Source organism: Pseudomonas sp. p106 (assembly GCF_003936645.1).
In the GTDB taxonomy this organism is placed as follows: Bacteria; Pseudomonadota; Gammaproteobacteria; order Pseudomonadales; family Pseudomonadaceae; genus Aquipseudomonas; species Aquipseudomonas putida_E.
Map to the genome: position 1 here is coordinate 154,096 of NZ_RHQR01000011.1, position 26,513 is coordinate 180,608.

Sequence of the window (26,513 nt, forward strand, 5' to 3'; positions counted from 1 at the left end):
TCTACGACAAAAACGACAGATAGCAAAAACGCCCCCGAGGGGGCGTTTTTATTCACAGGCTAGCGCAGTAGCCCGTCAAGCAGCAGCTTTTTTGGTCGCTGCTTCAATACGGCGGGTGATGTACCACTGCTGCGAAATCGACAGGCAGTTGTTCACAACCCAGTACAGCACCAGGCCAGCCGGGAACCACAGGAAGAAGAAGGTGAAGATGATCGGCATCATTTTCATCACCTTGGCCTGCATCGGATCCGGCGGCGTCGGGTTCAGGCGCTGCTGGATGAACATGGTAGCGCCCATGATGATCGGCAGGATGAAGAACGGATCCTTGATCGACAGGTCGGTGATCCACAGCATCCATGGGGCCTGGCGCATCTCGACGCTTTCCAGCAGCACCCAGTACAGGGCCAGGAACACCGGCATCTGTACCAGGATCGGCAAGCATCCACCCAGTGGGTTGATCTTCTCTTTCTTGTACAGCTCCATCATCGCCTGGGACATCTTCTGGCGATCGTCACCGAAGCGTTCCTTCAGTGCGGCGAGCTTCGGCGCCACGGCACGCATGCGCGCCATCGAGCGGTAGCTGGCGGCCGACAGCGGGAAGAACAGGCCCTTGATGAGCATGGTCAGGACAATGATCGACCAGCCCCAGTTACCCAGCAGGCTGTGGATATGTTGCAGCAACCAGAAGATCGGCTGGGCAATGAACCACAGGAAGCCGTAATCGACGGTCAGTTCCAGGCCTGGGGACAATTCCTTGAGCTTGGACTGGATCTTCGGGCCGGCATACAGCATGGCGCTGGTTTCGGCCTTGCCGCCAGCCGGTACGCTGATGGCCGGGCCGGTGTAGCCGATGATGTAGTTGCCCTGGCTGTCCTTGCGGGTCTGGACGACATTGTTGTCCGACTTGGCAGGGATCCAGGCAGTTACGAAGTAGTGCTGCAGCCAGGCAACCCAGCCGCCAGACACATTTTCTTTCAAACTACCTTTGTCGATGTCCTTCATCGACACTTTCTTGTACGGCTCGCCAGCTGTCCACAGGGCAGCACCCAGGTAGGTGGCGGTACCGGTGGCGGTGCTCGAGGACGGATCACCACTGGCGTCACGCTTGAGCTGGGCAAACATGTTGCCGCTCCAGGCCTGGCCGCTCTGGTTGTCGATCAGATAGCTGACGGACAGGTCGTACTCACCGCGCTTGAAGCTGAAGCGCTTGATGTAGTTCACACCGTTGTCGCTGAACTTCAGGTCGACCACCAGTTGTTCCTGGCCATCAGCCAGCTGGAAGGACTTCTGCTCTGCGGCGTACAGCGGACGGCCGGTGGAGCGCGCATCCGGGCCGTTGGCACCGGTCAGGCCGCTCTGGGCCAGATATACGCGCTCGCCACCGTTGTCGAACAGCTGGAACGGAATGTCCGGATGATCCTGACGACGCGGGTACTTCGGCAGGTTCAGCTGGACGATGTCACCGCCGACTGGATCGATAGCCAGTTCCAGGACATCGGTCTTGACCCGGATGAGATCCTTGCTGAGTGCAACAGGTGCCAGTTCGGCAGGGCTCGACTCGGCGTTGGCGCTCGGTACATCGGCGCTGGCGCCGTTGTTAGCGGCCGGTACGCCATCGGGCAGGCCCGGAGCAACAGTGCTGGCAGCAGTATTCTGAGTCGGCAAGGCAGCCTGGCCGTAGTCATCGTTCCACTTCAGGACCATGACGTAGGACACGATTGCCAGGGCGGCGATCAGGATCGTGCGTTTAATATCCATGATTACTCGGCTATCGAAGAAGTTCGGGAGGAAGGCGCGGGGGGAACGGGATCGAAACCGCCGTCGTTCCACGGATGACAACGCCCCAGGCGACGAACGGTTAGCCACCCGCCACGCAAGAGGCCATGGGTTTCTATGGCTTCCAACGCATAACAGGAGCAACTGGGGTAGAAACGACAGTGGCTGGCCATCAGAGGACTGATGGCATAACGGTAAAACTGGATCGGAACGAGTGCCAGTTTACGCATCTTGGCTGTCTACCCCTGCGGAATCGGCGTTAGCCGCTGGAGTGGGCCGGCTGCGCGCCAGGCGTTTCCAGAGCTTGCCAAAGTGTTGGTGCAATTCCGGGTTTTCTATCTCACCCAATCCCTTGCGCGCGACGATCACTATGTCCAGGCCAGCGAGCATTTGCTGGTGCAGACGGAAGGAATCGCGCATCAAGCGCTTGAGGCGATTGCGTTGAACGGCAAGCTTGACGCTCTTCTTGCCAATCACCAAGCCAAGGCGTGGATGATCGAGACCGTTCTCGCGAGCAAGGATCAGCAGGTTTTTCCCTGGAACCTTGCCGGTTGGGGAGTCGAAGACCGCTTTGAAATGCCGGGGTGTAAGCAGTCGCTTTTCCCGACTGAAGTCCTGACTCACCACCTTTGCCGAAAGATCAAATGGCCAGACGCTTACGGCCTTTGGCACGACGACGCGACAGAACAGCACGGCCGTTCTTGGTAGCCATACGGGCACGGAAGCCGTGGGTGCGAGCGCGCTTGATGGTGCTTGGTTGGAAAGTACGTTTCATGGCGTGTTACCTGGTTTGTCGACAACGGGCCGGAATGGCCCCCTTTTTAAGAGATCGACGATTCTAGAGAAAGCAAGCCAATAGGTCAATTTCCAACCAGCCTTTCCTTATGGAAGGTGCTTTCAGCGATCGAGCGGGGCGGCGTCTGGTCGGGCAGGCAAACGGATGACAAAACTAAAAAAAAGAAGAGACATATAAAAAGCTTTTCTGAATAACTTATAAATCTTAGGTGGATAAGTTTCTGTGGATAACCTTCTGCAGGCCAAAGATTACGGGCTGTACAGCGATCAGAAACATTGTCCACAACCCGTGCTGCGCTTGTGCTGGGCCTGCGTACAGCCTGTGGATGAAAAGGCTCATTATCCACAGGTGAGTTATCAACAGATCTTGACCCTGGGTTGTGCATAGCCCTTATGGTGGGTTATCCACAGAGCTTATTCACAGTCCTTCAGGGTCGTTTTGGTCGCTAAATGGCTGTTTTGCCATGGCTCATAATGTTTCCACATGTGGATAACTGATCGCTTGACCGGTACAATGGCCGTTTGTTTTTGCCTCATCCGGCTTTCAAACTCAGGGGATATCCGTGTCAGTGGAACTTTGGCAGCAGTGCGTGGAGCTTCTGCGCGATGAACTGCCTGCCCAGCAATTCAACACCTGGATCCGTCCGCTACAGGTCGAAGCCGAAGGCGACGAGTTGCGCGTGTATGCGCCTAACCGTTTCGTTCTCGATTGGGTGAATGAAAAGTACCTCGGCCGTCTGCTCGAACTGTTGGGTGAGAACGGTAGCGGCATCGCGCCTGCCCTTTCCTTATTAATAGGTAGCCGTCGCAGCTCCGCACCGCGGGCCGCGCCCAATGCCCCGGTCAGCGCTGCAATGGCTGCGTCCCTTGCGCAGAGCCACGCGCAGCCAGCAGCCGCGCCAGTCATGGCTGTTGCTGACCCGGTCTCGGTGCCCACTGCTGAACCTGCGCAGGCCACCGACATGGCCGAGGCGTCGTCGCGAGGCAGCTATGATTCGATGGCGGACAGCGCTCCGGCACCTGTCGCGCCGGGGCGTACCGAACAGCGCAACGTTCAGGTGGAGGGTGCGCTCAAGCACACCAGTTATCTGAACCGTACGTTCACCTTCGAAACCTTTGTCGAAGGTAAATCGAACCAGTTGGCCCGGGCAGCCGCCTGGCAGGTTGCCGACAACCCGAAGCATGGCTACAACCCACTGTTCCTTTACGGTGGCGTGGGCCTGGGTAAAACGCACTTGATGCATGCTGTGGGTAACCACCTGCTGAAGAAGAACCCGAATGCCAAGGTGGTGTACCTGCATTCCGAGCGCTTCGTCGCGGACATGGTCAAGGCGTTGCAGCTCAACGCGATCAATGAGTTCAAGCGCTTCTACCGTTCGGTCGATGCGCTGCTGATCGACGATATCCAGTTCTTCGCCCGCAAGGAGCGTTCACAGGAGGAGTTTTTCCACACCTTCAACGCATTGCTCGAAGGTGGCCAGCAGGTGATTCTCACCAGTGACCGCTACCCGAAGGAAATCGAAGGTCTGGAAGAGCGACTGAAGTCGCGTTTCGGCTGGGGGCTGACGGTGGCTGTGGAGCCGCCGGAGCTGGAGACCCGCGTGGCGATCCTGATGAAGAAGGCCGACCAGGCCAAGGTCGAGTTGCCGCACGATGCCGCTTTCTTCATCGCTCAGCGTATTCGCTCCAACGTACGTGAGCTTGAAGGGGCATTGAAGCGCGTCATCGCCCACTCGCACTTCATGGGCCGCGACATCACCATCGAGCTGATTCGCGAGTCGCTGAAGGACCTGCTGGCGCTGCAAGACAAGCTGGTGAGTGTGGATAACATTCAGCGCACCGTGGCCGAGTACTACAAGATCAAGATCTCCGATCTGTTGTCCAAGCGCCGTTCGCGCTCTGTAGCGCGCCCGCGTCAGGTGGCCATGGCGTTGTCCAAAGAGCTGACCAACCACAGTCTGCCGGAGATCGGCGACATGTTTGGCGGCCGTGACCACACCACCGTGCTGCACGCTTGCCGCAAGATCAACGAACTGAAGGAATCCGACGCGGACATCCGCGAGGACTACAAGAACCTGCTGCGCACGCTCACCACCTGATGGCCGCCAGCGCAGCTAATTGAAGGCAAGGGACTAGACCATGCATTTCACCATTCAACGCGAAGCCCTGTTGAAACCCCTGCAACTGGTCGCCGGTGTCGTCGAGCGCCGTCAGACCTTGCCGGTCCTGTCCAACGTACTGCTGGTCGTGCAAGGCCAGCAGCTGTCGTTGACCGGTACCGACCTGGAAGTCGAACTGGTAGGCCGCGTCCAACTGGAAGAGCCGGCCGAGCCTGGCGAAATCACTGTCCCGGCGCGCAAGCTGATGGACATCTGCAAAAGCCTGCCGAACGACGTTCTGATCGATATCAAGGTCGACGAACAGAAGCTGTTGGTCAAGGCCGGCCGTAGCCGTTTCACCCTGTCGACCCTGCCAGCTAACGACTTCCCCACTGTGGAAGAAGGCCCAGGTTCGCTGACCTGCAACCTTGAGCAGAGCAAACTGCGTCGTTTGATCGAGCGCACCAGCTTCGCCATGGCTCAGCAGGATGTACGTTACTACCTCAACGGTATGCTGCTCGAAGTGTCGCGTAATACCTTGCGTGCCGTGTCTACCGATGGGCATCGTCTGGCGCTGTGCTCCATGAGCGCAGCCATCGAGCAGGATGAGCGTCATCAGGTCATCGTGCCACGTAAAGGTATCCTCGAGCTGGCGCGCCTGCTCACCGACCCGGAAGGCATGGTCAGCATCGTCCTGGGCCAGCACCACATCCGTGCGAACACAGGCGAGTTCACCTTCACGTCCAAGCTGGTCGATGGCAAGTTCCCTGACTATGAGCGTGTACTGCCCAAGGGTGGTGACAAGCTGGTCATCGGCGATCGTCAGGCCTTGCGTGAAGCGTTCAGCCGTACCGCAATCCTTTCCAACGAGAAGTACCGCGGTATCCGCCTTCAGTTGGCTGCCGGTCAGTTGAAAATCCAGGCAAACAACCCGGAACAGGAAGAGGCGGAAGAAGAGATCAGCGTGGACTATGACGGTGCATCGCTTGAGATTGGCTTCAACGTCAGTTACCTGCTGGACGTATTGGGTGTGATGACAACGGAACAGGTTCGCCTGATTCTCTCCGATTCCAATAGCAGTGCTCTGCTGCAGGAAGCCGGCAATGACGACTCGTCTTACGTTGTCATGCCGATGCGCCTGTAACCTGTAGCAGGCCAAATGTCCCTTCGACGTATCATGGTCACCGCGGTGCGCAACCTGCACCCGGTGACCCTCTCACCCTCCCCCCGCATCAATATCCTCTACGGCGCCAACGGCAGCGGCAAGACCAGTGTGCTGGAAGCTGTGCATTTGCTCGGGTTGGCCAGATCGTTTCGCAGTACCCGACTCAATCCCGTCATTCAGTACGAGCAGGCTGCGTGTACGGTTTTCGGCGAAGTACAGTTGGGCGAAGGCGGCACCAGCAACTTGGGTGTGTCGCGCGAGCGGGCGGGCGACTTCACTATCCGTATCGATGGGCAGAATGCCAAGAGCGCCGCGCAGCTTGCAGAACTACTGCCCCTGCAGCTCATCAACCCAGACAGTTTCAGGTTGCTTGAAGGCGCGCCGAAGATCCGTCGCCAGTTTCTGGATTGGGGAGTGTTCCACGTGGAACCTCGCTTCATGCCAGCTTGGCAGCGTCTGCAGAAGGCGTTGCGGCAGCGGAACTCATGGTTGCGGCATGGTACACTTGACCCAGCTTCGCAAGCCGCCTGGGACCGGGAATTGTGCCTGGCCAGCGCGGAAATAGATGAATACCGTCGCAACTACATCAAGGCCTTGAAGCCCGTCTTCGAGCAAACCCTGAGCGAACTGGTCGAGCTGGACGGGTTGACCCTTAGCTACTACCGAGGCTGGGACAAGGACCGGGAACTCAACGAAGTACTCGCCTCTTCTCTCCTTCGCGATCAGCAGATGGGCCATACCCAGGCCGGTCCGCAGCGTGCTGATCTGCGTCTTCGTCTGGCTGCTAACAACGCAGCCGACATCTTGTCGCGTGGTCAGCAAAAGCTGGTGGTTTGTGCATTGCGCATCGCCCAAGGCCATCTCGTTAGTCAGGCTCGCCGCGGCCACTGTATTTATCTGGTGGATGACTTGCCGTCCGAGTTGGACGACCAGCATCGCCGTGCACTGTGCCGCTTGCTAGAAGAATTACGCTGCCAGGTGTTTATCACCTGTGTAGATCACGAATTACTGAGGGAAGGCTGGCAGACGGAAACGCCAGTTGCTTTGTTCCACGTGGAACAAGGCCGTATCACCCAGACCCACGACCATCGGGAGTGAAGGCATGAGCGAAAATCAAACGTACGACTCTTCAAGCATCAAGGTGCTGAAAGGTTTGGATGCCGTGCGCAAGCGTCCCGGCATGTACATTGGCGACACCGATGACGGTAGCGGCCTGCACCACATGGTCTTCGAAGTGGTCGACAACTCGATCGACGAAGCCCTCGCCGGGCACTGCGATGACATCACCGTCATCATCCACACCGATGAATCCATCAGTGTGCGCGACAACGGTCGCGGCATTCCGGTCGACGTGCATAAAGAAGAAGGCGTTTCTGCAGCCGAGGTCATCATGACCGTACTGCACGCCGGCGGTAAATTTGATGATAACTCCTACAAAGTTTCCGGCGGTCTGCACGGTGTAGGTGTTTCGGTAGTAAACGCCCTTTCGGAAAAGCTGGTGCTTACCGTTCGCCGTAGCGGCAAGATCTGGGAGCAGACCTACGTTCATGGTGTTCCACAGGCGCCGATGGCCGTTGTGGGCGAAAGCGAAACCACCGGCACCCATATTCATTTCAAGCCTTCGGCTGAGACCTTCAAGAATATTCACTTCAGCTGGGACATCCTGGCCAAGCGTATTCGTGAACTGTCCTTCCTGAACTCTGGCGTTGGCATCCTGCTTAAAGACGAGCGCTCGGGCAAAGAAGAGTTCTTCAAATACGAAGGCGGCCTGCGTGCATTCGTTGAATACCTGAACACCAACAAGACTCCGGTCAACTCCCAGGTGTTCCATTTCAACGTCCAGCGTGAAGATGGCGTGGGTGTTGAAGTTGCCCTGCAGTGGAACGACAGCTTCAACGAAAACCTGCTGTGCTTCACCAACAACATTCCGCAGCGCGATGGCGGTACCCACCTGGTTGGTTTCCGCTCTTCGCTGACCCGTAGCCTGAACAGCTACATCGAGCAGGAAGGCCTGGCCAAGAAGAACAAGGTTTCCACCACCGGTGACGATGCTCGTGAGGGCCTGACCGCGATTATTTCGGTCAAGGTGCCGGATCCGAAGTTCAGTTCGCAGACCAAGGACAAGCTGGTTTCCTCGGAGGTGAAAACCGCCGTGGAACAGGAAATGAACAAATACTTCGCCGACTTCCTGTTGGAAAACCCCAACGAAGCCAAAGCGGTAGTCGGCAAGATGATCGACGCTGCCCGTGCCCGTGAAGCGGCGCGCAAAGCGCGTGAAATGACTCGCCGTAAAGGCGCGCTGGATATCGCGGGCTTGCCGGGCAAACTGGCGGACTGCCAGGAGAAGGACCCTGCCCTTTCCGAACTGTACCTGGTGGAGGGTGACTCCGCAGGTGGCTCGGCCAAGCAAGGTCGTAACCGTCGTACCCAGGCGATCCTGCCGCTGAAGGGCAAGATTCTCAACGTCGAGAAAGCACGCTTCGACAAGATGATCTCCTCCCAGGAAGTGGGCACACTGATCACCGCACTGGGCTGTGGCATCGGCCGCGAAGAGTACAACATCGACAAACTGCGCTATCACAACATCATCATCATGACCGATGCTGACGTTGACGGTTCGCACATCCGTACCCTGCTGCTGACCTTCTTCTTCCGTCAGCTGCCAGAGCTGGTCGAGCGTGGCTACATCTACATTGCCCAGCCGCCGCTGTACAAGGTGAAAAAAGGCAAGCAGGAGCAGTACATCAAGGACGACGAGGCCATGGAAGAATACATGACCCAGTCGGCCCTCGAAGATGCCAGCCTGCACCTGGATGAGTCTGCGCCAGCCGTTTCCGGCGTTCAGCTGGAGGTTTTGGTCAACGAGTTCCGCGGTGTGATGAAGACCCTCAAGCGTTTGTCTCGCTTGTACCCGGAAGAGTTGACCGAGCACTTCATCTACCTGCCGGAAGTTACCCTGGAGCAATTGGGCGACCATGCCGTCATGGAGAACTGGTTGGCCAAACTGCAGGAGCGCCTGAGCAACAGCCAGAAGTCTGGCCTGATGTACAAGGCCACCCTGCGCGAGGACAAGGAGCGCAATGTGTGGCTGCCTGAAGTGGAAATCACCTCGCACGGCCTGGCCAGCTACATCACCTTCAACCGCGATTTCTTCGGCAGCAACGACTATCGCACGGTGGTCAACATTGGCTCCAAGTTGTCGAGCCTGCTGGGTGAAGGTGCTTACGTACAGCGCGGTGAGCGTCGCAAGGCGATCGTCGAGTTCAAGGAAGGCCTGGATTGGCTGATGAACGAGACCACCAAGCGTCACACCATCCAGCGATACAAAGGGCTGGGTGAGATGAACCCGGACCAGTTGTGGGAAACCACCATGGACCCAACTGTACGTCGCATGCTCAAGGTCACCATCGAAGACGCGATTGCCGCCGATCAGATCTTCAACACCTTGATGGGTGACGCGGTTGAGCCTCGCCGCGACTTCATCGAAAGCAACGCGCTGTCGGTTTCTAACCTGGACTTCTGATCAGGTTGTTCTTACCAAAAAGCCCGCGCAAGCGGGCTTTTTGGTTTGGGCTGTCATTCAATCTTTTTGAGCTTCACGTGCACTGACCTCAGCTGATCTTTTTCATGCGCGAGTGTAAGTGACGCCTCTGCACGCATGACAAGCTGCTCCCCATGCCTGATGCAACTCTGCTTGAAAAGCGCGGGGTTTATCTGGGCCAGGCTGACAAGTGCCTTGAGCAACCGAAGGTCGACTTCTAGAAGAGCGGCGCCGTCTCTGCTGATAGGGGCAAAAAAATCGTCGAACAAATCGTCCACCGTCAACCCTCGCAGGTGGACCCACTCGCAGCTTTTTTCCTGGTCCGGTTCGCAAGCGTGTGCTTTGCCCCAGTACGTCAAAGTTCTAAGGCCCCTGCCAATCACATCAATAGCGGTGCCCGGATCATTGACCGCTGGTGACAACGCGCGGGATGCGATTTCCGATAGCACGCATAGCCCAAACCTCGGGTCATGTTCAAAGGTTCTTCGGGTGCCTATGGTCAACGTCGCCAGCGTGTCCTTGAGGCTTTGCTCATCAGGATGCTTGTCACTCAAAGGCACAATGCGAGCGACCGGCATACCGATGTGGACAAAACTACCTGGGAGAACTTCCACATAGATCCGGATCTGTAGCGCTTTGGAAATGGCGCCCAAGGCTTGCACATCGATATGTTGGACGTAGCCAGTCTGGTTGCTGGCAATGGTTTGCGCGGACAGCGGTAGTACAAGGTCTACCGGGTACGCTGAGCCTCCCAGATAGGGCCAGCGAATGCGATGAGCCATGGCCTCTATCGCCGCCTTTTCCACACGGTCAATGGTTTCTCCGACCCGTCCGAGTTTGGAAAGGTGGTCTATCCAGCGCAGCAGTGTGTAAATGATCAGCGTCACGACAGCTAGCGTCACCGCAAAAAGCACGACTCGGCCCTGGCTTCCATAGAGACCGGTACTCAGGGCAATGATGCCAACCAGGCTGAAGAGAAACGAACCGATGAATGTGGCCAGCGCGTTCTGGGTCGTGGTGTCTTCCATGACCAGCGTTGTGGCACGCGGGGTCACCCCGCTACTTGCGGCCCCGTAGGCGGTGACCATCGTGCTCAATGAGAAGGTGGTCACAGCCAGCATGCTGGAGGCAATGATCCCGAGAATCTTGTCCACTGCATCTGCGCCGATGCGCGCTGGCAAGGTTTGCGGGATGAAGTCTCTGAACAGGATGGCAAGCAATGCAGTCGCCACACCCAGAATGGAGAACAGAGAGGCTCTGAACCAGAGTCGCTTGGTGAGTTGACCCGCTACCCAACGCCAACGCGCAATCATGTGCAGTACCTTCAAGAGACTGATCGAATAGTTAACAGACTAGAAGTTTCAATCCACAACCCAGCAAAAAACCCGCGTAAGCGGGCTTTTTGTTGGCGGCTGGTTTTATACGGCCTTAGTAACCGCTGAGGATGTTTACGATCACCCCGGAAGCAATGGCCACCAGCACGTAGTCGCCGTTGACGTACAACCAACGGTGGTCGCGGGGCGGCGGCGAGAGGTGCCGGGCGCGCCAGTCGGTCACCCAGTAACGGTCATTGCGATAGTGCGGGTCTACCACATGGCCGCGCTTCCATTGCTGGTGAGGTACCGGCATCCCCGGTTGTGGACGGAAGTTCGGATTACGGTAGGACTGAGCCTGGCCGTTGCCGGGTTTGCCATGTTGTTGCGGATGGCCTTGCTGCTTGTTCTGCTGCGGATGACCTTGGCCCTGATGCGAGCGGTCGCCATCGTGCCCCTGAGGTGGGCCGGGCTGGGCGAAGCTGGCCAGTGGTACGCTGAGCATCAAGGTAGCGCAGAGCACAGAGAGGCTTTTTTTCATCGTATGTCGATCCTTTGCATGTTCACGTCCGGCGGGTTTCAACGAGACGCCGATTACGGTTAATGCTTCAGACCGTGATTCGCGATGAGTAATCCCTGGCAAGAGGTAAAGGTCCGGTAAAGAATCGCCAAGCACTAAGCCGGATTCAGCCCCAGCGCTTTCAAGCGCCGATACAGCGTACGTTCACTCATCCCTAAGTGGCGCGCCAGTTCGCTACGCGGGCCCTGAAACTGTTCCAGCGCTTGTGCCAGATCACTCAGGTCGCTGCGAGCGCGCCCCTTGTTCGCACCGGTTGCGATTTGCGGGCCTACATCTTCCGGCAGATGCTCAGGCCGTATCAGCCCATCATCGGCAAACAGCCGCGCCCGTTCCAGGATGTTGCGCAGCTCGCGGATATTGCCTGGGAACGTATGCAGGGCCAATTGTTGAAGCGCAGCGTCAGTAAGGCTCGCGGCAGGTTTGCCTGCCATGCGTTGCAGCAGGCTCTGCGCAAGCAGCGGCAGATCCTCTACGCGTTCGCGCAAGGCAGGCAGGCGGATGGGAAAGCCACTGATGCGGTAATACAGGTCTTCCCGGAACGTACCCTCGGCAACCATCTGCTTGAGCGGTTTGTGTGTTGCAGACACCAGGCGGAAGTCCGCATGCACGGTGCGCAGGCTGCCAACCGGGCGCAAGGTGCCGGATTCGATCAGGCGCAGCAATTTGACCTGCATCGCCAGTGGCACCTCACCAATCTCGTCGAGGAACAGCGTGCCGCCGTGGGCCGCTTCTGCCAGGCCGATCTTGCGCTGGTTGGCACCGGTAAAGGCTCCCTTCTCATAGCCGAACAGCTCGCTCTCGAACAGTGACTCGGTCAAGCCGGTGCAGTCGACCACCACCAAAGGGCCATTCGCCCGTGGGCTACCCATATGGATCGCCCGGGCGAAAAGCTCCTTGCCTGTACCGGATTCACCCTGGAGCAATACCGGGATCTGTGCGGGGGCCGCACGTTGCAGGCTGGCCAGTGCCGTTTTGAACGCTGGCGCCCGGCCGACCAGGCCCTGTTGTTGAGGTTGCGCCGAGGCCAGTGTGACCGTGGTCAGGCGTTCTACGAAGGCCACCACCCTGCCCTGCTCATCGAGGATCGGCCGCAGTTCCACATCCACATGCTCAGGCCCGCGCGGGGTGTGATGAATGTGCAGTACCCGTTCCGGCAGCTTGCTGTCCCAGGCCTTGCGCATGGGGCAATGCTCACCGGCCTGGTCGCAAGGCACGGCGTAGTGATGGGAAACCCGGTGGCACTTCTCACCCAGTGGCGCACGGTCGTCACGGCCGAACTGCCGACGATAGGCGGCATTGGCTGCGAGGATGTTGTAGTCGGTGTCCAGCACGATGGTAGGCAACGCATCGTGTTCGAGGTAGGAAACCAGAGCTAGGATGAGGGGATGGGATTCAGGCATGACGGCACCGATTGGATAAGCCGTTGAGGGTAACAAGGACTGCCAAACACTGCCATTGGCTGACAGTCGACTGCCAGCGCAACTGCCACACCGGGCTGTCATGCGCCATCAGGGGCCGATTTCACTGGCCTTGGCACGGGTTAAACCCCTGGCATGCATCTTGATAAACCACCCGTCACTGCCTACGCCTCTAAAAGGCGGGGTGGATTATTTGGAGAACGTGATGATCATCGGCAACAACCTTCAGGTGGAAGCCTTTTTCGACGACGCCACCTCGACCATCAGCTACCTGGTACTGGACCGCGAGACCAACCAGTGTGCGTTGATCGACAGCGTACTGGACTATGACCCCAAGTCAGGCCGCACCTGCACCGAGTCTGCAGACCGTCTGATTGATCGGGTACAGAGCCTGGGCGCCAAGGTGCAGTGGATTCTGGAAACCCATGTACACGCCGACCACCTTTCAGCTGCGGCGTATCTCAAGGAAAAGCTCGGCGGCCACACCGCCATTGGCGCTGAGATAACCAAGGTACAGAAAGTCTTCGGCGACTTGTTCAACGCCGAGCCGGGCTTCGCCCGTGATGGCAGCCAGTTCGATGTGTTGCTCATGGACGAAGAAGGCTTTCGCATAGGTAACCTGCACGCCCGCTCGTTGCACACGCCTGGGCATACCCCCGCTTGCATGAGTTACCTGATAGAGGATGCGGGAGAAAAAGCACTGTTCGTGGGCGACACCCTGTTCATGCCCGACTACGGTACCGCACGCTGTGACTTCCCAGGCGCTGATGCTCGCACCTTGTACCAATCGATCCGCCGCCTGCTGGCCTTCCCTGACCAGACCCTGCTGTTCATGTGCCATGACTACCTGCCGGGCGGGCGTGACATGCGTTATGTCACCACCGTTGCCGAGCAGCGCGCCAGCAACATTCATGTTCACCAGGGCATCGATGAGGACAGCTTTGTCGCCATGCGTGAAGCGCGTGACAAGACCCTCGAGATGCCCGTCCTGATCCTGCCTTCGGTGCAGGTCAACATGCGCAGTGGCCATTTTCCGCAGCCGGAATCCAACGGCGTGAGCTACCTGAAGATCCCGTTGAACAAGCTCTGAGCGCCCTGCCCCATCATTAGAATTCCCAGGATTTACGCCATGCCTGCCTTGTTGTCCCCTGCTAATTCCGACCACCACAAGGTGGTCATCGTCGGTGCCGGCGCTGCCGGCATCGCCACTGCTTCCAGCCTCATCAGCCGCGACCCGTCACTGGATATCGCGGTGATCGACCCTGCCGACGTTCATTACTACCAGCCCGGCTGGACGATGGTCGGTGCGGGTGTGTTCAAGGCACCGAGCACCGCGCGCACCATGGCCTCGACCATCCCCCGTGGCGTGCGCTGGATCAAGGCGCGCGTGCAAGGGTTCGACCCGCTGGGCCAGCTGGTCATGCTCGAAGATGGTCGCACCATCAGCTATGAACAGCTGGTGGTCTGCCCCGGCCTCAAGCTCGATTGGGCTGCCATTGACGGGCTCAGTGATACCCTGGGGCGCAACGGCGTCACCTCGAACTACCGCTACGACCTGGCACCCTACACCTGGGAGCTTGTGCAGAACCTCAAGCAAGGCCGCGCCCTGTTCACTCAGCCGCCCATGCCGATCAAGTGCGCCGGTGCGCCGCAGAAGGCGCTGTACCTGTCCTGCGACCACTGGATGCGCCAGGGGCTGCTGGGCGATATCAAAGCCTGCTTCTTCAATGCCGGCGCAGTGCTGTTCGGTGTGCCCGATTACGTGCCGGCCCTGATGGCCTACATCGACAGGTACGGTGTGGACCTCAATTACAGCCACCGTCTGGCTGCAGTAGATGGCCCGAACAAGCGCGCCACCTTTGTCCGCACCTTTGCCGATGGCAGCACTGAAACCCGCACTGAAGCTTTCGACATGCTGCACGTGGTGCCGCCACAGGTTGCCCCGGACTTCATTCGTCAAAGCCCATTGGCCGATGCCGCTGGCTGGGTCGATGTCGACCCGCATACGCTGCGTCATCGCCAGTTTGCCAATGTCCATGCCCTTGGCGATGTGGCCAGCACCAGCAACGCCAAGACTGCGGCCGCTGCGCGCAAGCAGGCTCCGGTGGTTGCCAACAACGTGCTGGTGGCGCTGGGCAGGCTGGCTAACCTTGCCCAGTACGATGGCTACGGCTCCTGCCCGTTGACGGTCGAGCGCGGCAAGATCGTGCTTGCCGAGTTCACCTATGGCGGCAAGGTCGCGCCGAGCTTCCCGCGCTGGTTGCTGGATGGCCGCCAGCCGACGCGCCTGGCCTGGCTGCTCAAGGCGCGAGTGCTGCCGCCGCTGTACTGGCAAGGCATGCTGAAGGGACGAGAGTGGCTGGCACGCCCGCAACCGCTGGCGGCCGAGGCACCACGGTGATCGAACATCAACTGCTCGGTGCCGGGCTGGGCGCGATCATTGGCGCAGTGCTGGCGCTGACTGGCGCGGGGGGCGGCATCCTGGCGGTGCCGCTGCTGGTGTTTGGCCTTGGTCTGTCGATGGTCGAAGCTGCGCCCATTGGCCTTCTTGCCGTAGGTCTTGCCGCTGCCGTGGGGGCGATCCTCGGCTTGCGCCAAGGGCTGGTGCGTTATCGCGCCGCGCTGTTCATCGCCCTGATCGGCATCGCTGCTGCACCGCTCGGGCTGATGCTCGCCCATCGTCTGCCCGACACACCCTTGGCCCTGGTGTTCGCCGGCGTGCTGGTTTACGCATGCCTGCGTATCTGGCGCAAGGCTGCCAGCGAGTTGCGTGGCGAGGCCAACGAAGCCCACCGTTTCATCGAGCCGTGCGTGCTCAACCCGCTGCAGGGCCGTTTGCGCTGGACACTGCCCTGCGCGCGGGCGCTGGCCATGACCGGAGCGCTTTCGGGATTGTTGTCCGGCTTGTTGGGGGGGGGGGGGGGCGTCGTGATCATCCCTGCCTTGAACCGCTACACCAACCTGCGTATGAAGAGCATCGTCTCGACCTCGTTGGCGGTGATCGCCCTGGTGTCTACAGGTAGCGTGGTCAGTGCCAGCCTGGCCGGGGTTATGCACTGGCAGGTGGGCGCACCTTTTGCCGCGGGCGCGGTGCTTGGCCTGCTGCTGGCGCGGCCACTGGCGACGCGGCTGGCCGGGCCTCGCCTGCAGCAGCTGTTCTCGGTGGCCGGCTTTGCGGCTGCCCTGCTGCTGGCCGGCAAGGCGCTACTCGGCTAGCAGCTCGGCCTGTTCCTGCGCGCACAGCGCCAGCAGGTAATCCCAGACCACCCGCAGGCGTACCGACTTGTGCAATTCACGACGGGTGCATATCCAGTAGCTGCGCTGGATGGTTTCGCTGGGCAGTACGCGCACCAATGTCGGGTCGTGGCGAGCCATGTAGTTGGGCAGCACGGCGATACCCAGACCGGCGCGCGCAGCAGTTTGCTGGGCTATTACGCTGGTGCTGCGAAAAGCCACATTGGGCGCCCGGCAGAAACTGTTGAGAAACAGCAGCTCCTGGCTGAACAGCAGGTCGTCGACGTAGCCGATCCAGCTGTGCCGGGCCAGATCTTCACGGTTGCGTAAAGGTGGCGCGCGGTCCAGGTAAGCCTGGCTGGCATAGAGGGCCAGGCGGTAGTCGGTGAGTTTGCGGGTAATCAGCAGGTCGGCACTGGGACGTTCCAGGTGAATGCTGATTTCCGCCTCGCGGTTGAGGATGCTGACAAAGCGAGGCACGGCCACCAGCTCCACTTCCAGGCCCGGATACCGATCGAACAGCGCATTCATGCGTGGGGTGAAGAACATGATGCCGATGCCTTCGGTGACCCCAAGGCGAATCTTGCCCAGCGGTGTGATGGCCTGGGTGATTTCTTCCTGCGCCAGCAACGCGACGTTCTCCATGGCTTCGGCGTGCTTGAGCAGCGCCTGGCCGGAGGGCGTCAATTCGTAGCCCTGCGCGTGTTGCACGAACAGTGGGGTCCCCAGGCTTTTCTCGATGCTCTCGATATGCCGGGCAACCGTGCTATGGGTCGTGTTGAGCCGCTTGGCAGCGCTGAGCAGGCGGCCACTGCGCTGCAACTCGAGGAAAAACCGCAGATCATTCCAGTCGAACATGCATCCTTTCCCTGTTTTTCGCTGTGCTAAAACGCACAACGGCTGCGCGAAATCTCGTGTTTCCTCAGCGAAATTAATCAATAAGATGTACGACGACAAGAATAAAAATCAGGCGCGAGGTTGCACATGCCATCAGCCGATTCTGTCTTCGACTACGTTATCGTGGGTGCCGGTCCTGCCGGTTGCCTGCTGGCCAATCGATTGTCCGCCGACCCGTCCCGCCGCGTGTTGCTGCTGGAAGCCGGGGGCCGCGACAATTACCCCTGGATTCACATCCCCGTCGGTTACCTTTACTGCATCGGCAACCCACGCACTGACTGGTGCTTCAAGACCGAAGCGCAAAGCGGCCTGGGTGGTCGTAGCCTGGGTTATCCCCGGGGCAAGGTGCTGGGGGGCTGCTCATCGATCAACGGCATGATCTACATGCGTGGCCAGGCTGCGGACTATGACCATTGGGCCGAACAGGGCAATGACGGTTGGGCCTGGAAGGACGTGCTGCCGCTGTTCAAGGCCAGCGAAAATCACTTTGCAGGCAACAGTGATCACCATGGCGCCACTGGCGAATGGCGGGTGGAACGCCAGCGCTACAGTTGGCCGATCCTCGATGCCTTCCGAGATGCCGCCGAACAGAGCGGCATCGCCAAGGTCGATGACTTCAATACCGGCGACAACCAAGGCTGTGGATATTTTCAGGTCAACCAGCGCAGCGGTGTGCGCTGGAACGCATCCAAGGCTTTTTTACGACCTGTGCATCACCGTTCCAACCTCACCGTGCTGACCGGCGTGCAGGTTGACCAAGTGCTGCTGAACAACACCCGCGCCCGCGCAGTGAGAGCATTTTGGCAAGGCGCCTGGCACGAGTTCGCTGCGCGCCGCGAGATCATCCTGTGTGCAGGGGCGGTGGGTTCGCCCGGCATCCTGCAGCGCTCCGGCATTGGCCCGCGCACGTTGCTGGAAACGCTCGGCATCGGCGTACGGCACGATATGCCCGGTGTCGGTGGCAATCTGCAAGACCACCTGCAATTGCGCCTGATCTACCAGATCCGCAACACCAGAACGCTCAACCAGATGGCCAACAGCCTGTGGGGCAAGATGGGTATGGGCCTGCGTTATCTCTACGACCGCAGCGGCCCGCTGGCCATGGCGCCAAGCCAACTTGGGGCGTTCGTGCGGTCCAGCCCGGAGCAGGCCACCGCCAACCTGCAATACCACGTACAACCCCTGTCGCTGGAACGCTTCGGCGAGCCGCTGCACCGCTTCCCCGCCTTCACCGCTTCGGTGTGCAACCTGCGCCCGGCTAGCCGTGGGCGCATCGACATCCGTAGCTCGGACATGAACAGCGCGCCACTGATAGACCCCAACTACTTCAGTGACCCTCACGACCTGCGCGTTGCCGCCGACGCCATCCGGATCACACGCCGCATCGTCCAGGCCCCTGCCCTTGCCGCTTTCGATCCGCAGGAATACCTGCCAGGCCCTGCCCTGCAGACCGAGGAAGACCTGTTCGAAGCGGCAGGCAAGATCGGCACCACCATCTTCCATCCGGTCGGGACCTGCCGTATGGGCAGCGGCCCGCTGGACGTTGTGGATAACCAGCTGCGTGTACGCGGCATCCCCGGCCTGCGCGTGGCGGATGCTTCAATCATGCCGCAGATTACCTCCGGCAATACCTGTTCACCCACCCTGATGATCGCCGAGAAGGCGGCCCAACTCATTCTCAAGGGAGCTGCTACCCAGACCTACCTGAACGAAGACGCGTTACCGACGCCCTGACCCGGGTGCGTGCAGTACCGGCGGCTTGCGGTCAGAAGCTGCCGACAGTGGAACAACAAGAATAATCACTGTGGCCTGCGGGCCGAGGACAGCAACGATGTCGGATTACATCCAAGAGCAGGGGGCGACGGCGAGCAGCCCAAGCCGTCGTGAAGAACGCAAGATCATTTTCGCGTCATCCCTCGGGACGGTTTTCGAGTGGTATGACTTTTTTCTCTACGGTGCGCTGGCGGCAGTGATCAGCAAGCAGTTCTTTGCTGGCGTCAACGACACCACCGCTTTCATCTTCGCCCTGATGGCATTCGCCGCCGGCTTCCTGGTACGGCCCTTCGGCGCGCTGGTGTTCGGCCGGCTGGGTGACATGATCGGGCGAAAATACACCTTCCTGATCACCATCGTGCTGATGGGCTTGTCCACCTTCGCCGTTGGTTTGCTGCCCACCTATGCAAGCATCGGCATTGCCGCGCCGATCATCCTGGTGGTACTGCGTATGCTGCAGGGGCTGGCACTGGGGGGCGAGTATGGTGGCGCGGCGACGTATGTGGCCGAACACGCACCGCCCGGCAAGCGCGGCTTCCACACGGGCTTCATCCAGTCCACTGCTACCCTTGGGCTGCTGCTGTCGTTGCTGGTGGTGCTGGGCAGCCGCTACATCACCGGCGATCAGTTCGAAACCTGGGGCTGGCGCTTGCCGTTCCTGCTGTCGATCGTGCTGCTGGGCATTTCCACCTGGATCCGCATGAGCATGCATGAGTCGCCGGCCTTCGTGAAAATGAAGGCCCAGGGCAAGATCAGCAAATCGCCAATCCGCGAGTCGTTCACCTCCTGGCCAAACCTCAAGGTGGTGCTTACCGCACTGTTCAGTATCAACGCCGGCCAGGCCGTGACGTTCTACACGGCGCAGTTCTACGTGCTGTTCTTCATGACCCAGATGCTCAAGATGGATCCGGCCCAGGCCAATACCTTGCTGATCATCAGCGTGGTGATCGGTGCGCCGTTCTTCGTGTTCTTCGGCTGGCTGTCCGACCGCATCGGCCGCAAGCCTATCCTGATGCTCGGCCTGCTGCTGGCCACGGTGTTGTACTTCCCGCTGTTCAAGGCCCTCAGCCACTACGCCAACCCGCAGATCGACGCAGCGAGCCGTCAGGCGCCGATCGTGGTCACCGCTGACCCGCAAGGTTGTACCTTCCAGTTCGACCCGGTCGGCAAGGCGCGTTTCGACAGCCCGTGCGACAAGGTCAAGACCTTCCTGGTCAAACAGGGCCTGCCGTACAGCTCGGTGAATGTGGCGGGCAGCCAAGTGGTGGTGAACATTGGCGACAAGACCATCAACGGGTTTGACGAAACAGCCATGCGCACAGCCATCGAGCAGGCGGGCTACCCGGCCAAGGCGGACCCGTCGCAGGTCAACCAGGTGATGGTAGTGGTGCTGATCGTTGCAATGATCCTGATCGCAACCATGACTTATGGGCCGCTGGCGGCGGTGATGGTGGAGCTGTTTCCGACGCGTATCCGCTATACCTCGATGTCGCTGCCCTACCACATTGGCAATGGCTGGTTTGGCGGTTTCCTGCCCACGGTTTCGTTCGCGCTGGTGGTGTACACCGGGGATATCTTCTACGGCTTGTGGTACCCGGTGCTGGTAACCGGGATCAGCCTGGTGGTGGGAATCTTCTGCCTGAAAGAAACCAAGGATGTGGATATCGACAAGGTCTGATGATGTCGTGAAGCCATAAAAAAACCGGCTGTAAGAGCCGGTTTTCTTATGCCTCAAAAAAACTTATGCACGCTTTTCCGAAAAATGTCATACACAAAAATAAATAGGCAATTCATAGACTTAGCTATCAAACGAGGCATTTCATCCAAAAATTGCTAACACGTTATCCACAGATCGTCAGGCAATCTGCTCGTGTGGTTTTTCATCTACCGGTGGCAACGAGCCCAAGCGCCGCTGAGTCGCTTCGTTCCACGCCGCGGCACGGTCATTCAACTCTGCAATTGCACGCGGGCCGGTACCATTGGCATACATCGGCTCCCCGATGACCACCTCGATGGTGCCAGAGCGCTTGCCCCAGCCTGACTTGGGCCAGTACTTGCCGGCGTTATGCGCGATCGGCAGCACGGGCAGCCCGGCATTTACCGCCAGCGCGGTACCGCCACGGGAAAACTTGCCCACGGTGCCAAAGGGTACCCGAGTACCTTCCGGAAAGATCAGCACCCAGACCTTCTGCTTGAGCAATTCGTCACCCTTGCTCGCCACCTGGCGCAATGCTTCCTTGGGGTTGTCGCGGTTGATCGCGATCGGCCGCAGCATGGCCATGGCCCAGCCAAAGAACGGCACGTACAGCAGTTCACGCTTGAGCACCTGGCTCAATGGCGAGAAATAGGCTGACAGGAAGAACGTCTCCCAGGTGCTCTGGTGGTTGGACAGAATCACACAGGGCTCTTTGGGCACGTTCTCGGCACCGGTGACCTTGTAGTGGATACCCAGAATCACCCGCGCCAGCAGCACGGCAAAACGGCACCAGTAGACGTTGATGAAGCGGTAGCGCTTGTGAAACGGCAAAAATGGCGCGATAAAAAAGCTCAGCGAGCACCACAGCAGGGAACTGGTGCCCAGCAGCAGGTAAAAAAGAAAGATTCTGATCGCCCGCAGGATCGACATAGTGGCATGTACCGTTGCGGGCTTGCCCGCCTGATAAAAATGCGCCCTTGGGCGCATTGTTTAGATTAGTTCTCTGGCGATAGCTGCCAGATCGTCGAAAATCAGTGTGGTTTGCGCGACACCCTTTTCAAGCGTCCGCTCGCCTTTGCCGGTTTTCACCAGCACCGGTTGTGCACCGACGGCCAGGGCGGCCTCCAGGTCACCTTTACTGTCGCCGACAAACCATACGCCGCGCAGGTCGGCCTGATAATGGTCGGCGATTGCCCGCAGCATGCCAGGCTTGGGCTTGCGGCAGTCACAACCCTCGTCCGGCCCATGCGGGCAATACACGATGTGGCCGACTTCGCCGCCGTGCCCTGCCACCAGCGTGCGCAGACGCGCATGCATGGCTTCGAGGGTTGCCAGTGAATAGTAGCCACGGGCAATGCCGGACTGGTTGGTGGCCACGGCCACCGTCCAGCCCGCTTTGCTCAACTGCGCGATGGCCTCGATCGAGCCGGGGATCGGGATCCACTCCTCCAGCGACTTGATGTAGGCGTCGGAGTCCTGGTTGATCACCCCGTCACGATCGAGAATCAGCAGTTTCAAGGCTTACCCCAGCAGCGAAATGTCAGCAACGCCCAGGAACAGGCCGCGCAGGCGGCTGAGCAGGGCATAACGGTTGGCGCGGACCTTGGCATCCTCGGCGTTGACCATCACCGCCTCGAAGAAGGCGTCGACCGGGTCACGCAGGGCCGCCAGGCGGGCCAGCGATTCGCTGTACTGACGTGCGGCAGCCATCGGTTGCACAGCCTGGTCGGCCTGCTGGATGGCCGAATACAGCGAGAACTCGTTGGCGTTGTCGAAGTACTTTGGCTCGACCTGTTCGGCAATGGCGCCTTCAGCTTTGCTCAGCAGGTTCGACACACGCTTGTTCACTGCGGCCAGCGCCTCGGCTTCCGGCAGCTTGCGGAAGGCCTGCACGGCCTGCACACGCTGGTCGAAGTCCAGGGCCGAACCCGGCTTCAGGGCACGTACCGACAGGTAGGTGGCAACGTCGATGCCTTCGTCTTCATAACGTGCACGCAGGCGGTCGAAGATGAACTCCAGCACCTGCTCGGCCAGGCCTGCGGCCTTGACCTTGGCGCCGAACTGCTTGACCGCGAACTCCACCGCAGGGGTCAGGTCCAGGTCCAGTTGCTTCTCGATCAGGATACGCAGCACGCCCAGGGCGGCGCGGCGCAAGGCATATGGGTCTTTGCTGCCGGTGGGCAGCATGCCGATGCCGAAGATACCGACCAGGGTGTCGAGCTTGTCGGCGATGGCTACCGCAGCACCGGTCAGGGTCTGTGGCAGCTCGGCGCCAGCACCGCGCGGCATGTACTGCTCGTTCAGCGCCAGGGCCACGTCTTGCGGTTCGCCGTCGTTGAGCGCGTAGTAGTAACCGGCAACGCCCTGCATCTCTGGGAATTCGCCGACCATTTCGGTGGCCAGGTCGCACTTGGACAGCAGCCCGGCACGGCCGGCGCGCTGGGCGTCGCCGCCGATCAGCGGGGCAATGTACGCGGCAAGCCGGGATACGCGCTCGGCCTTGTCGTAGACGGTGCCCAACTGCGCCTGGAAGACTACGTTCTTCAGGCGTTCGTTGAAGGTTTCGAGCGGCTGCTTCTTGTCCTGCTTGAAGAAGAACTCGGCGTCGGTCAGGCGCGGGCGCACGACCTTCTCGTTACCCGAGACGATCTGCTTGGGGTCACGGCTTTCGACGTTGGCCACGGTGATGAAGCGCGGCAGCAGCTTGCCTTCGCTGTCCAGCAGGCAGAAGTACTTCTGGTTGTCCTGCATGGTGGTGATCAAGGCTTCCTGCGGCACCTCGAGGAAACGCTCCTCGAACGAGCACACCAGCGGTACCGGCCACTCGACCAGCGCAGTCACCTCATCCAGCAGCGCTGGCGGTACGATGGCAGTGCCTTCCTGCTGCATGGCCAGTTCGGTGGTGCGCTTGGCAATCAGCTCGCGGCGTTCGGCGAAGTCGGCCAGCACGTAGGCTTTGCGCAGGTCTTCGACGTAGTTGGCCGGGGTGGTGATGACCACGTTCTGCGGATGGTGGAAGCGGTGCCCACGGGATTCACGGCCGGCCTGCTGCGACAGGATGGTGCAGTCGACGACCTGATCGCCCAGCAGCATCACCAGCCACTGGGTCGGGCGCACGAACTCTTCACGGCTGGCGGCCCAGCGCATGCGCTTGGGGATCGGCAGGTCGTTGAGCGAATCTTCGACGATGGTCGGCAGCAGGCTGGCGGTGGCCTTGCCCGGGATATGCTGGGAGAAGCGCAGCTTGGCGCCGCTCTGGTCGATTTCCGACAGCTCTACCCCGCACTTCTTGGCAAAGCCCAAGGCAGCCTGGGTCGGCTCGCCGTCCTTGAAGGCAGCCTGCAGGGGCGGGCCGTCGATATTGATGCTGCGGTCAGGCTGCTGTACATCCAGCTGGCGAATCAGCACGGCCAGACGACGCGGCGCGGCGTACACCTGTTTGCCGGTGTAGTTCAGGCCGGCGGCCTGCAGGCCTTTTTCGATGCCGGCCAGGAAGGCGTCACCAAGGGTGGCCAGGGCTTTGGGTGGCAGCTCTTCGGTGCCCAGTTCTACCAGGAAATCTTGAGCACTCATTGTGCAGCCTCCAGCTTCGCCAACACTTCGTCACGCAGTTCAGGGGTAGCCATCGGGAAGCCCAGGCGTGCACGGGCTTGCAGATAGCTTTGCGCCACGTCCCGGGCCAGGGTACGCACACGCAGGATGTAACGCTGGCGCTCGGTCACCGAGATGGCGCGACGGGCGTCGAGCAGGTTGAAGGTGTGCGAGGCCTTGAGCACCATTTCATAGGTCGGCAGCGGCAGGTCCAGCTTGATCAGGCGGTTGGCTTCGCTTTCGTAGAAGTCGAACAGCTCGAACAGTTTCTCGACGTTGGCGTGCTCGAAGTTGTAGGTCGACTGTTCCACTTCGTTCTGGTGGAACACATCGCCGTAGGTGACCTTGCCGAACGGGCCGTCGGCCCAGACCAGGTCGTACACCGAGTCGACACCCTGGATGTACATGGCCAGGCGCTCCAGGCCGTAGGTGATTTCACCGGTGACCGGGTAGCACTCGATACCGCCTACTTGCTGGAAGTAGGTGAACTGGGTCACTTCCATGCCGTTGAGCCAGATTTCCCAACCCAGGCCCCAAGCGCCCAGGGTCGGCGATTCCCAGTTGTCTTCGACGAAGCGGATATCGTGGACCAGCGGATCCAGGCCGATGGCTTTCAGCGAGCCGAGGTACAGCTCCTGGAAGTTGGCCGGGTTGGGCTTGAGCACCACCTGGAACTGGTAGTAGTGCTGCAGGCGGTTGGGGTTTTCGCCATACCGCCCGTCGGCAGGGCGACGGCTGGGCTGCACGTAGGCGGCGTTCCAGGTTTCCGGGCCGACGGCGCGCAGGAATGTAGCGGTATGGAAAGTGCCGGCGCCTACTTCCATATCGTAGGGCTGAAGCACCACACAACCTTGAGCTGCCCAGTAGTTCTGCAGGGCGAGGATCAGGTCTTGGAAGGTACGCACGGCTGGCGTAGGCTGGCTCACGAAATTCACCTGTATCTGGGGATGCGGATGTAAAGAGCGGGAGTATAACCTGATTCGCCTCGCCCTCTACTCATTGGAGCCTTATGCCACGCTGCTTTTGGTGTACCGACGATCCGTTGTACCAGGCCTATCACGACCAGGAATGGGGAACACCGCAGCGTGATCCGGCGTTGCTGTTCGAGATGCTTTTGCTCGAAGGGTTCCAGGCCGGCCTGTCATGGATCACCGTCTTGCGTAAACGCGAGCGCTATCGCGAGGTGCTGGATGGCTTCGACCCGGTGAAGCTTTCGCAGATGAGCGATGAGCGCATCGAAGAGCTGATGCTCGATGCCGGCATCATCCGCAACCGCCTCAAGCTCAAGGCTGTCCGGCGCAATGCCCAGGCCTGGCTGGCTGTGGATAACCCGGCCGAGTGGCTTTGGTCGTTTGTCGGCGGCGAGCCGAAGATCAACCATTTCAGTGCCCGAAGCGAAGTGCCGGCGGTCACCGACGAGGCCAAGGCGATGAGCAAGGCGTTGCAGAAAGCCGGCTTTACATTCGTTGGCCCGACCATCTGCTACGCCTTCATGCAGGCTACCGGCATGGTCATGGACCACACCACCGATTGTGATCGTTACGCCGCCTTGCTGCGCTGAGGGGTTACAATGCGCGCCTTGCTGAAATAAGGAATTGGCCTGTGGAAAAGTTCAAGGGCGCCCTGATGGTCGGGGTGCTGCGTCTGTTTGCCAAGCTGCCCTGGGGCGCGGTACAGCGCGTCGGCGCCGGGATCGGCTGGCTGATGTGGAAAGTCCCCAACGGTTCGCGCAATGTCGTGCGCATCAACCTTGCCAAGTGCTTCCCTGAGATGGATCCGGTCGAGCGCGAGCAGCTGGTCGGCCGTGCGCTGAGAGACATTGGCAAATCCTTTGTCGAAAGTGCCTGTGCCTGGATCTGGCCGCCACAGCGTTCGCTTGCGCTGGTCAAGGAAGTGCACGGCCTGGAAGTGCTGGAGCAGGCCCTGGCCTCAGGCAAGGGTGTGGTCGGCATCACCAGCCACCTGGGTAATTGGGAAGTGCTCAACCACTTCTACTGCAACCAGTGCAAACCGATCATCTTCTACCGCCCGCCGAAGCTCAAGGCCGTGGATGACCTGCTGCGTGAGCAGCGGGTGCAGATGGGCAACCGTGTGGCGCCTTCGACCAAGGAAGGCATCCTCAGCGTGATCAAGGAAGTGCGCCGCGGTGGGCAGGTGGGGATTCCCGCCGACCCGGAGCCGGCGGAATCGGCTGGTGTATTCGTGCCGTTCCTCGGCACCCAGGCGCTGACCAGCAAGTTCGTGCCGAACATGCTGGCCGGTGGCAAGGCGGTGGGGGTGTTCCTGCATGCCCTGCGCTTGCCAGATGGCTCGGGCTTCAAGGTGTTTCTCGAAGCTGCGCCAGAAGAAATGTACAGCACGGATGTGAACGTGTCGGCGGCGGCCATGAGCAAGGTGGTCGAGCGTTATGTGCGCGAATACCCGAGCCAGTACATGTGGAGCATGAAGCGCTTCAAGAAGCGCCCGCCTGGCGAGGCGCGCTGGTACTGAGATTTTGGGGCGCCTTGCGCCCCTTTCCCCACAGCTACCCCGCTGCTCTCAAACTCAGCGCAAACCCAGTGGGAGATTCTATGGTTATCAGCAAGCCATTTTCGCGCCTTTGGTGACCTATTCGTCCTGATTTTTCATCAGGGCG

At 59.9% G+C, this 26,513-nt stretch carries 23 protein-coding genes; 11 read left to right on the forward strand and 12 right to left on the reverse strand.

The window, feature by feature from the left end; all coding sequences use genetic code 11:
• Positions 1-75: 75 nt before the first annotated feature.
• From yidC to rpmH, 4 genes are read right to left on the reverse strand one after another with little or no spacing between them, the layout of a single operon-like run.
• On the reverse strand, positions 76-1,758 hold the full coding sequence (gene yidC, locus EGJ09_RS15540) for a membrane protein insertase YidC (protein WP_012316956.1): 1,683 nt from the start codon (positions 1,756-1,758) through the stop codon (positions 76-78).
• A 2-nt stretch (positions 1,759-1,760) separates the two neighbouring features.
• Positions 1,761-2,006, reverse strand: coding sequence for a membrane protein insertion efficiency factor YidD (gene yidD, locus EGJ09_RS15545; RefSeq protein ID WP_080516506.1), 246 nt, complete (start codon positions 2,004-2,006; stop codon positions 1,761-1,763).
• The gene (gene rnpA, locus EGJ09_RS15550) at positions 1,999-2,403 is read right to left on the reverse strand and encodes a ribonuclease P protein component (RefSeq protein ID WP_080516507.1); all 405 of its coding nucleotides are present in this window, start codon (positions 2,401-2,403) and stop codon (positions 1,999-2,001) included. The genes yidD and rnpA overlap by 8 nt, the downstream gene beginning before the upstream one ends.
• Positions 2,404-2,416: 13 nt before the next feature.
• Positions 2,417-2,551, reverse strand: coding sequence for a 50S ribosomal protein L34 (gene rpmH, locus EGJ09_RS15555; protein WP_003253163.1), 135 nt, complete (start codon positions 2,549-2,551; stop codon positions 2,417-2,419).
• A gap of 583 nt (positions 2,552-3,134) precedes the next feature.
• On the opposite strand from rpmH, the gene dnaA reads away from it, so the two are divergent.
• Genes dnaA through gyrB form a run of 4 tightly spaced genes read left to right on the forward strand, consistent with a single transcriptional unit; the run spans position 3,135 to position 9,358 of the window.
• Complete coding sequence (dnaA, locus tag EGJ09_RS15560) at positions 3,135-4,670, forward strand: chromosomal replication initiator protein DnaA (RefSeq protein WP_046786788.1); 1,536 nt, start codon at positions 3,135-3,137, stop codon at positions 4,668-4,670.
• Positions 4,671-4,710: 40 nt separating this feature from the next.
• A complete protein-coding gene (gene dnaN, locus EGJ09_RS15565) occupies positions 4,711-5,814 on the forward strand; it encodes a DNA polymerase III subunit beta (RefSeq protein WP_012312006.1) in 1,104 nt (367 codons plus the stop codon).
• Positions 5,815-5,829: 15 nt separating this feature from the next.
• Positions 5,830-6,933, forward strand: coding sequence for a DNA replication/repair protein RecF (gene recF, locus EGJ09_RS15570; RefSeq protein ID WP_115273207.1), 1,104 nt, complete (start codon positions 5,830-5,832; stop codon positions 6,931-6,933).
• A gap of 4 nt (positions 6,934-6,937) precedes the next feature.
• Positions 6,938-9,358, forward strand: a complete 2,421-nt coding sequence (gene gyrB / locus EGJ09_RS15575) for a DNA topoisomerase (ATP-hydrolyzing) subunit B (protein WP_046786790.1) — start codon at positions 6,938-6,940, stop codon at positions 9,356-9,358.
• Between the two features lie 53 nt (positions 9,359-9,411).
• Here gyrB and EGJ09_RS15580 read toward each other — a convergent pair whose 3' ends face one another.
• The 3 genes from EGJ09_RS15580 to EGJ09_RS15590 all read right to left on the reverse strand — a co-directional run bounded on the left by EGJ09_RS15580 (position 9,412) and on the right by EGJ09_RS15590 (position 12,669).
• Entirely contained in the window at positions 9,412-10,689 is a 1,278-nt protein-coding gene (locus EGJ09_RS15580; protein ID WP_125924302.1) for a DUF2254 domain-containing protein, read from the reverse strand.
• A 115-nt stretch (positions 10,690-10,804) separates the two neighbouring features.
• Positions 10,805-11,230 (reverse strand): RcnB family protein, encoded by a 426-nt coding sequence (locus EGJ09_RS15585; protein WP_125924303.1) that lies wholly within the window; start codon positions 11,228-11,230, stop codon positions 10,805-10,807.
• 134 nt (positions 11,231-11,364) lie between these two features.
• On the reverse strand, positions 11,365-12,669 hold the full coding sequence (locus tag EGJ09_RS15590) for a sigma-54-dependent Fis family transcriptional regulator (protein ID WP_115273210.1): 1,305 nt from the start codon (positions 12,667-12,669) through the stop codon (positions 11,365-11,367).
• A gap of 223 nt (positions 12,670-12,892) precedes the next feature.
• Here EGJ09_RS15590 and EGJ09_RS15595 point away from each other — a divergent pair, with 223 nt between their 5' ends.
• The 3 genes from EGJ09_RS15595 to EGJ09_RS15605 are packed head-to-tail and all read left to right on the forward strand — an operon-like array spanning position 12,893 to position 15,903.
• Complete coding sequence (locus tag EGJ09_RS15595; RefSeq protein WP_046786793.1) at positions 12,893-13,777, forward strand: MBL fold metallo-hydrolase; 885 nt, start codon at positions 12,893-12,895, stop codon at positions 13,775-13,777.
• A gap of 39 nt (positions 13,778-13,816) precedes the next feature.
• Positions 13,817-15,088 carry an FAD/NAD(P)-binding oxidoreductase gene (locus EGJ09_RS15600; RefSeq protein ID WP_115273211.1) on the forward strand — a complete coding sequence of 424 codons (1,272 nt, stop codon included), beginning with the start codon at positions 13,817-13,819 and terminating at the stop codon, positions 15,086-15,088.
• Complete coding sequence (locus EGJ09_RS15605; protein ID WP_125924304.1) at positions 15,085-15,903, forward strand: sulfite exporter TauE/SafE family protein; 819 nt, start codon at positions 15,085-15,087, stop codon at positions 15,901-15,903. Before EGJ09_RS15600 ends, EGJ09_RS15605 begins: the two co-directional genes overlap by 4 nt.
• Here EGJ09_RS15605 and EGJ09_RS15610 read toward each other — a convergent pair.
• Entirely contained in the window at positions 15,892-16,779 is an 888-nt protein-coding gene (locus EGJ09_RS15610; RefSeq protein WP_046786796.1) for a LysR family transcriptional regulator, read from the reverse strand. The genes EGJ09_RS15605 and EGJ09_RS15610 overlap by 12 nt on opposite strands.
• Positions 16,780-16,905: 126 nt before the next feature.
• On the opposite strand from EGJ09_RS15610, the gene EGJ09_RS15615 reads away from it, so the two are divergent.
• Positions 16,906-18,552 (forward strand): GMC family oxidoreductase, encoded by a 1,647-nt coding sequence (locus EGJ09_RS15615; protein ID WP_125924305.1) that lies wholly within the window; start codon positions 16,906-16,908, stop codon positions 18,550-18,552.
• A 97-nt stretch (positions 18,553-18,649) separates the two neighbouring features.
• Positions 18,650-20,269 carry an MFS transporter gene (locus EGJ09_RS15620; RefSeq protein ID WP_115273213.1) on the forward strand — a complete coding sequence of 540 codons (1,620 nt, stop codon included), beginning with the start codon at positions 18,650-18,652 and terminating at the stop codon, positions 20,267-20,269.
• A gap of 177 nt (positions 20,270-20,446) precedes the next feature.
• On the opposite strand, the gene EGJ09_RS15625 is transcribed toward EGJ09_RS15620, so the two are convergent.
• From EGJ09_RS15625 to glyQ, 4 genes are read right to left on the reverse strand one after another with little or no spacing between them, the layout of a single operon-like run.
• Positions 20,447-21,217, reverse strand: coding sequence for a 1-acyl-sn-glycerol-3-phosphate acyltransferase (locus EGJ09_RS15625; RefSeq protein WP_046786799.1), 771 nt, complete (start codon positions 21,215-21,217; stop codon positions 20,447-20,449).
• 60 nt (positions 21,218-21,277) lie between these two features.
• The gene (gene gmhB, locus EGJ09_RS15630; RefSeq protein ID WP_046786800.1) at positions 21,278-21,805 is read right to left on the reverse strand and encodes a D-glycero-beta-D-manno-heptose 1,7-bisphosphate 7-phosphatase; all 528 of its coding nucleotides are present in this window, start codon (positions 21,803-21,805) and stop codon (positions 21,278-21,280) included.
• 3 nt (positions 21,806-21,808) lie between these two features.
• Positions 21,809-23,860: a glycine--tRNA ligase subunit beta gene (gene glyS, locus EGJ09_RS15635; RefSeq protein WP_012312031.1), complete on the reverse strand. Its 2,052-nt coding sequence runs from the start codon at positions 23,858-23,860 to the stop codon at positions 21,809-21,811.
• On the reverse strand, positions 23,857-24,804 hold the full coding sequence (gene glyQ, locus EGJ09_RS15640; RefSeq protein ID WP_012312032.1) for a glycine--tRNA ligase subunit alpha: 948 nt from the start codon (positions 24,802-24,804) through the stop codon (positions 23,857-23,859). Before glyQ ends, glyS begins: the two co-directional genes overlap by 4 nt.
• A gap of 83 nt (positions 24,805-24,887) precedes the next feature.
• Here glyQ and EGJ09_RS15645 point away from each other — a divergent pair, with 83 nt between their 5' ends.
• Both EGJ09_RS15645 and EGJ09_RS15650 read left to right on the forward strand, forming a co-directional pair.
• Positions 24,888-25,439, forward strand: a complete 552-nt coding sequence (locus EGJ09_RS15645) for a DNA-3-methyladenine glycosylase I (protein ID WP_125924306.1) — start codon at positions 24,888-24,890, stop codon at positions 25,437-25,439.
• A 41-nt stretch (positions 25,440-25,480) separates the two neighbouring features.
• Positions 25,481-26,368: a lysophospholipid acyltransferase gene (locus tag EGJ09_RS15650; RefSeq protein ID WP_125924307.1), complete on the forward strand. Its 888-nt coding sequence runs from the start codon at positions 25,481-25,483 to the stop codon at positions 26,366-26,368.
• The last annotated feature ends 145 nt before the right edge of the window (positions 26,369-26,513 follow it).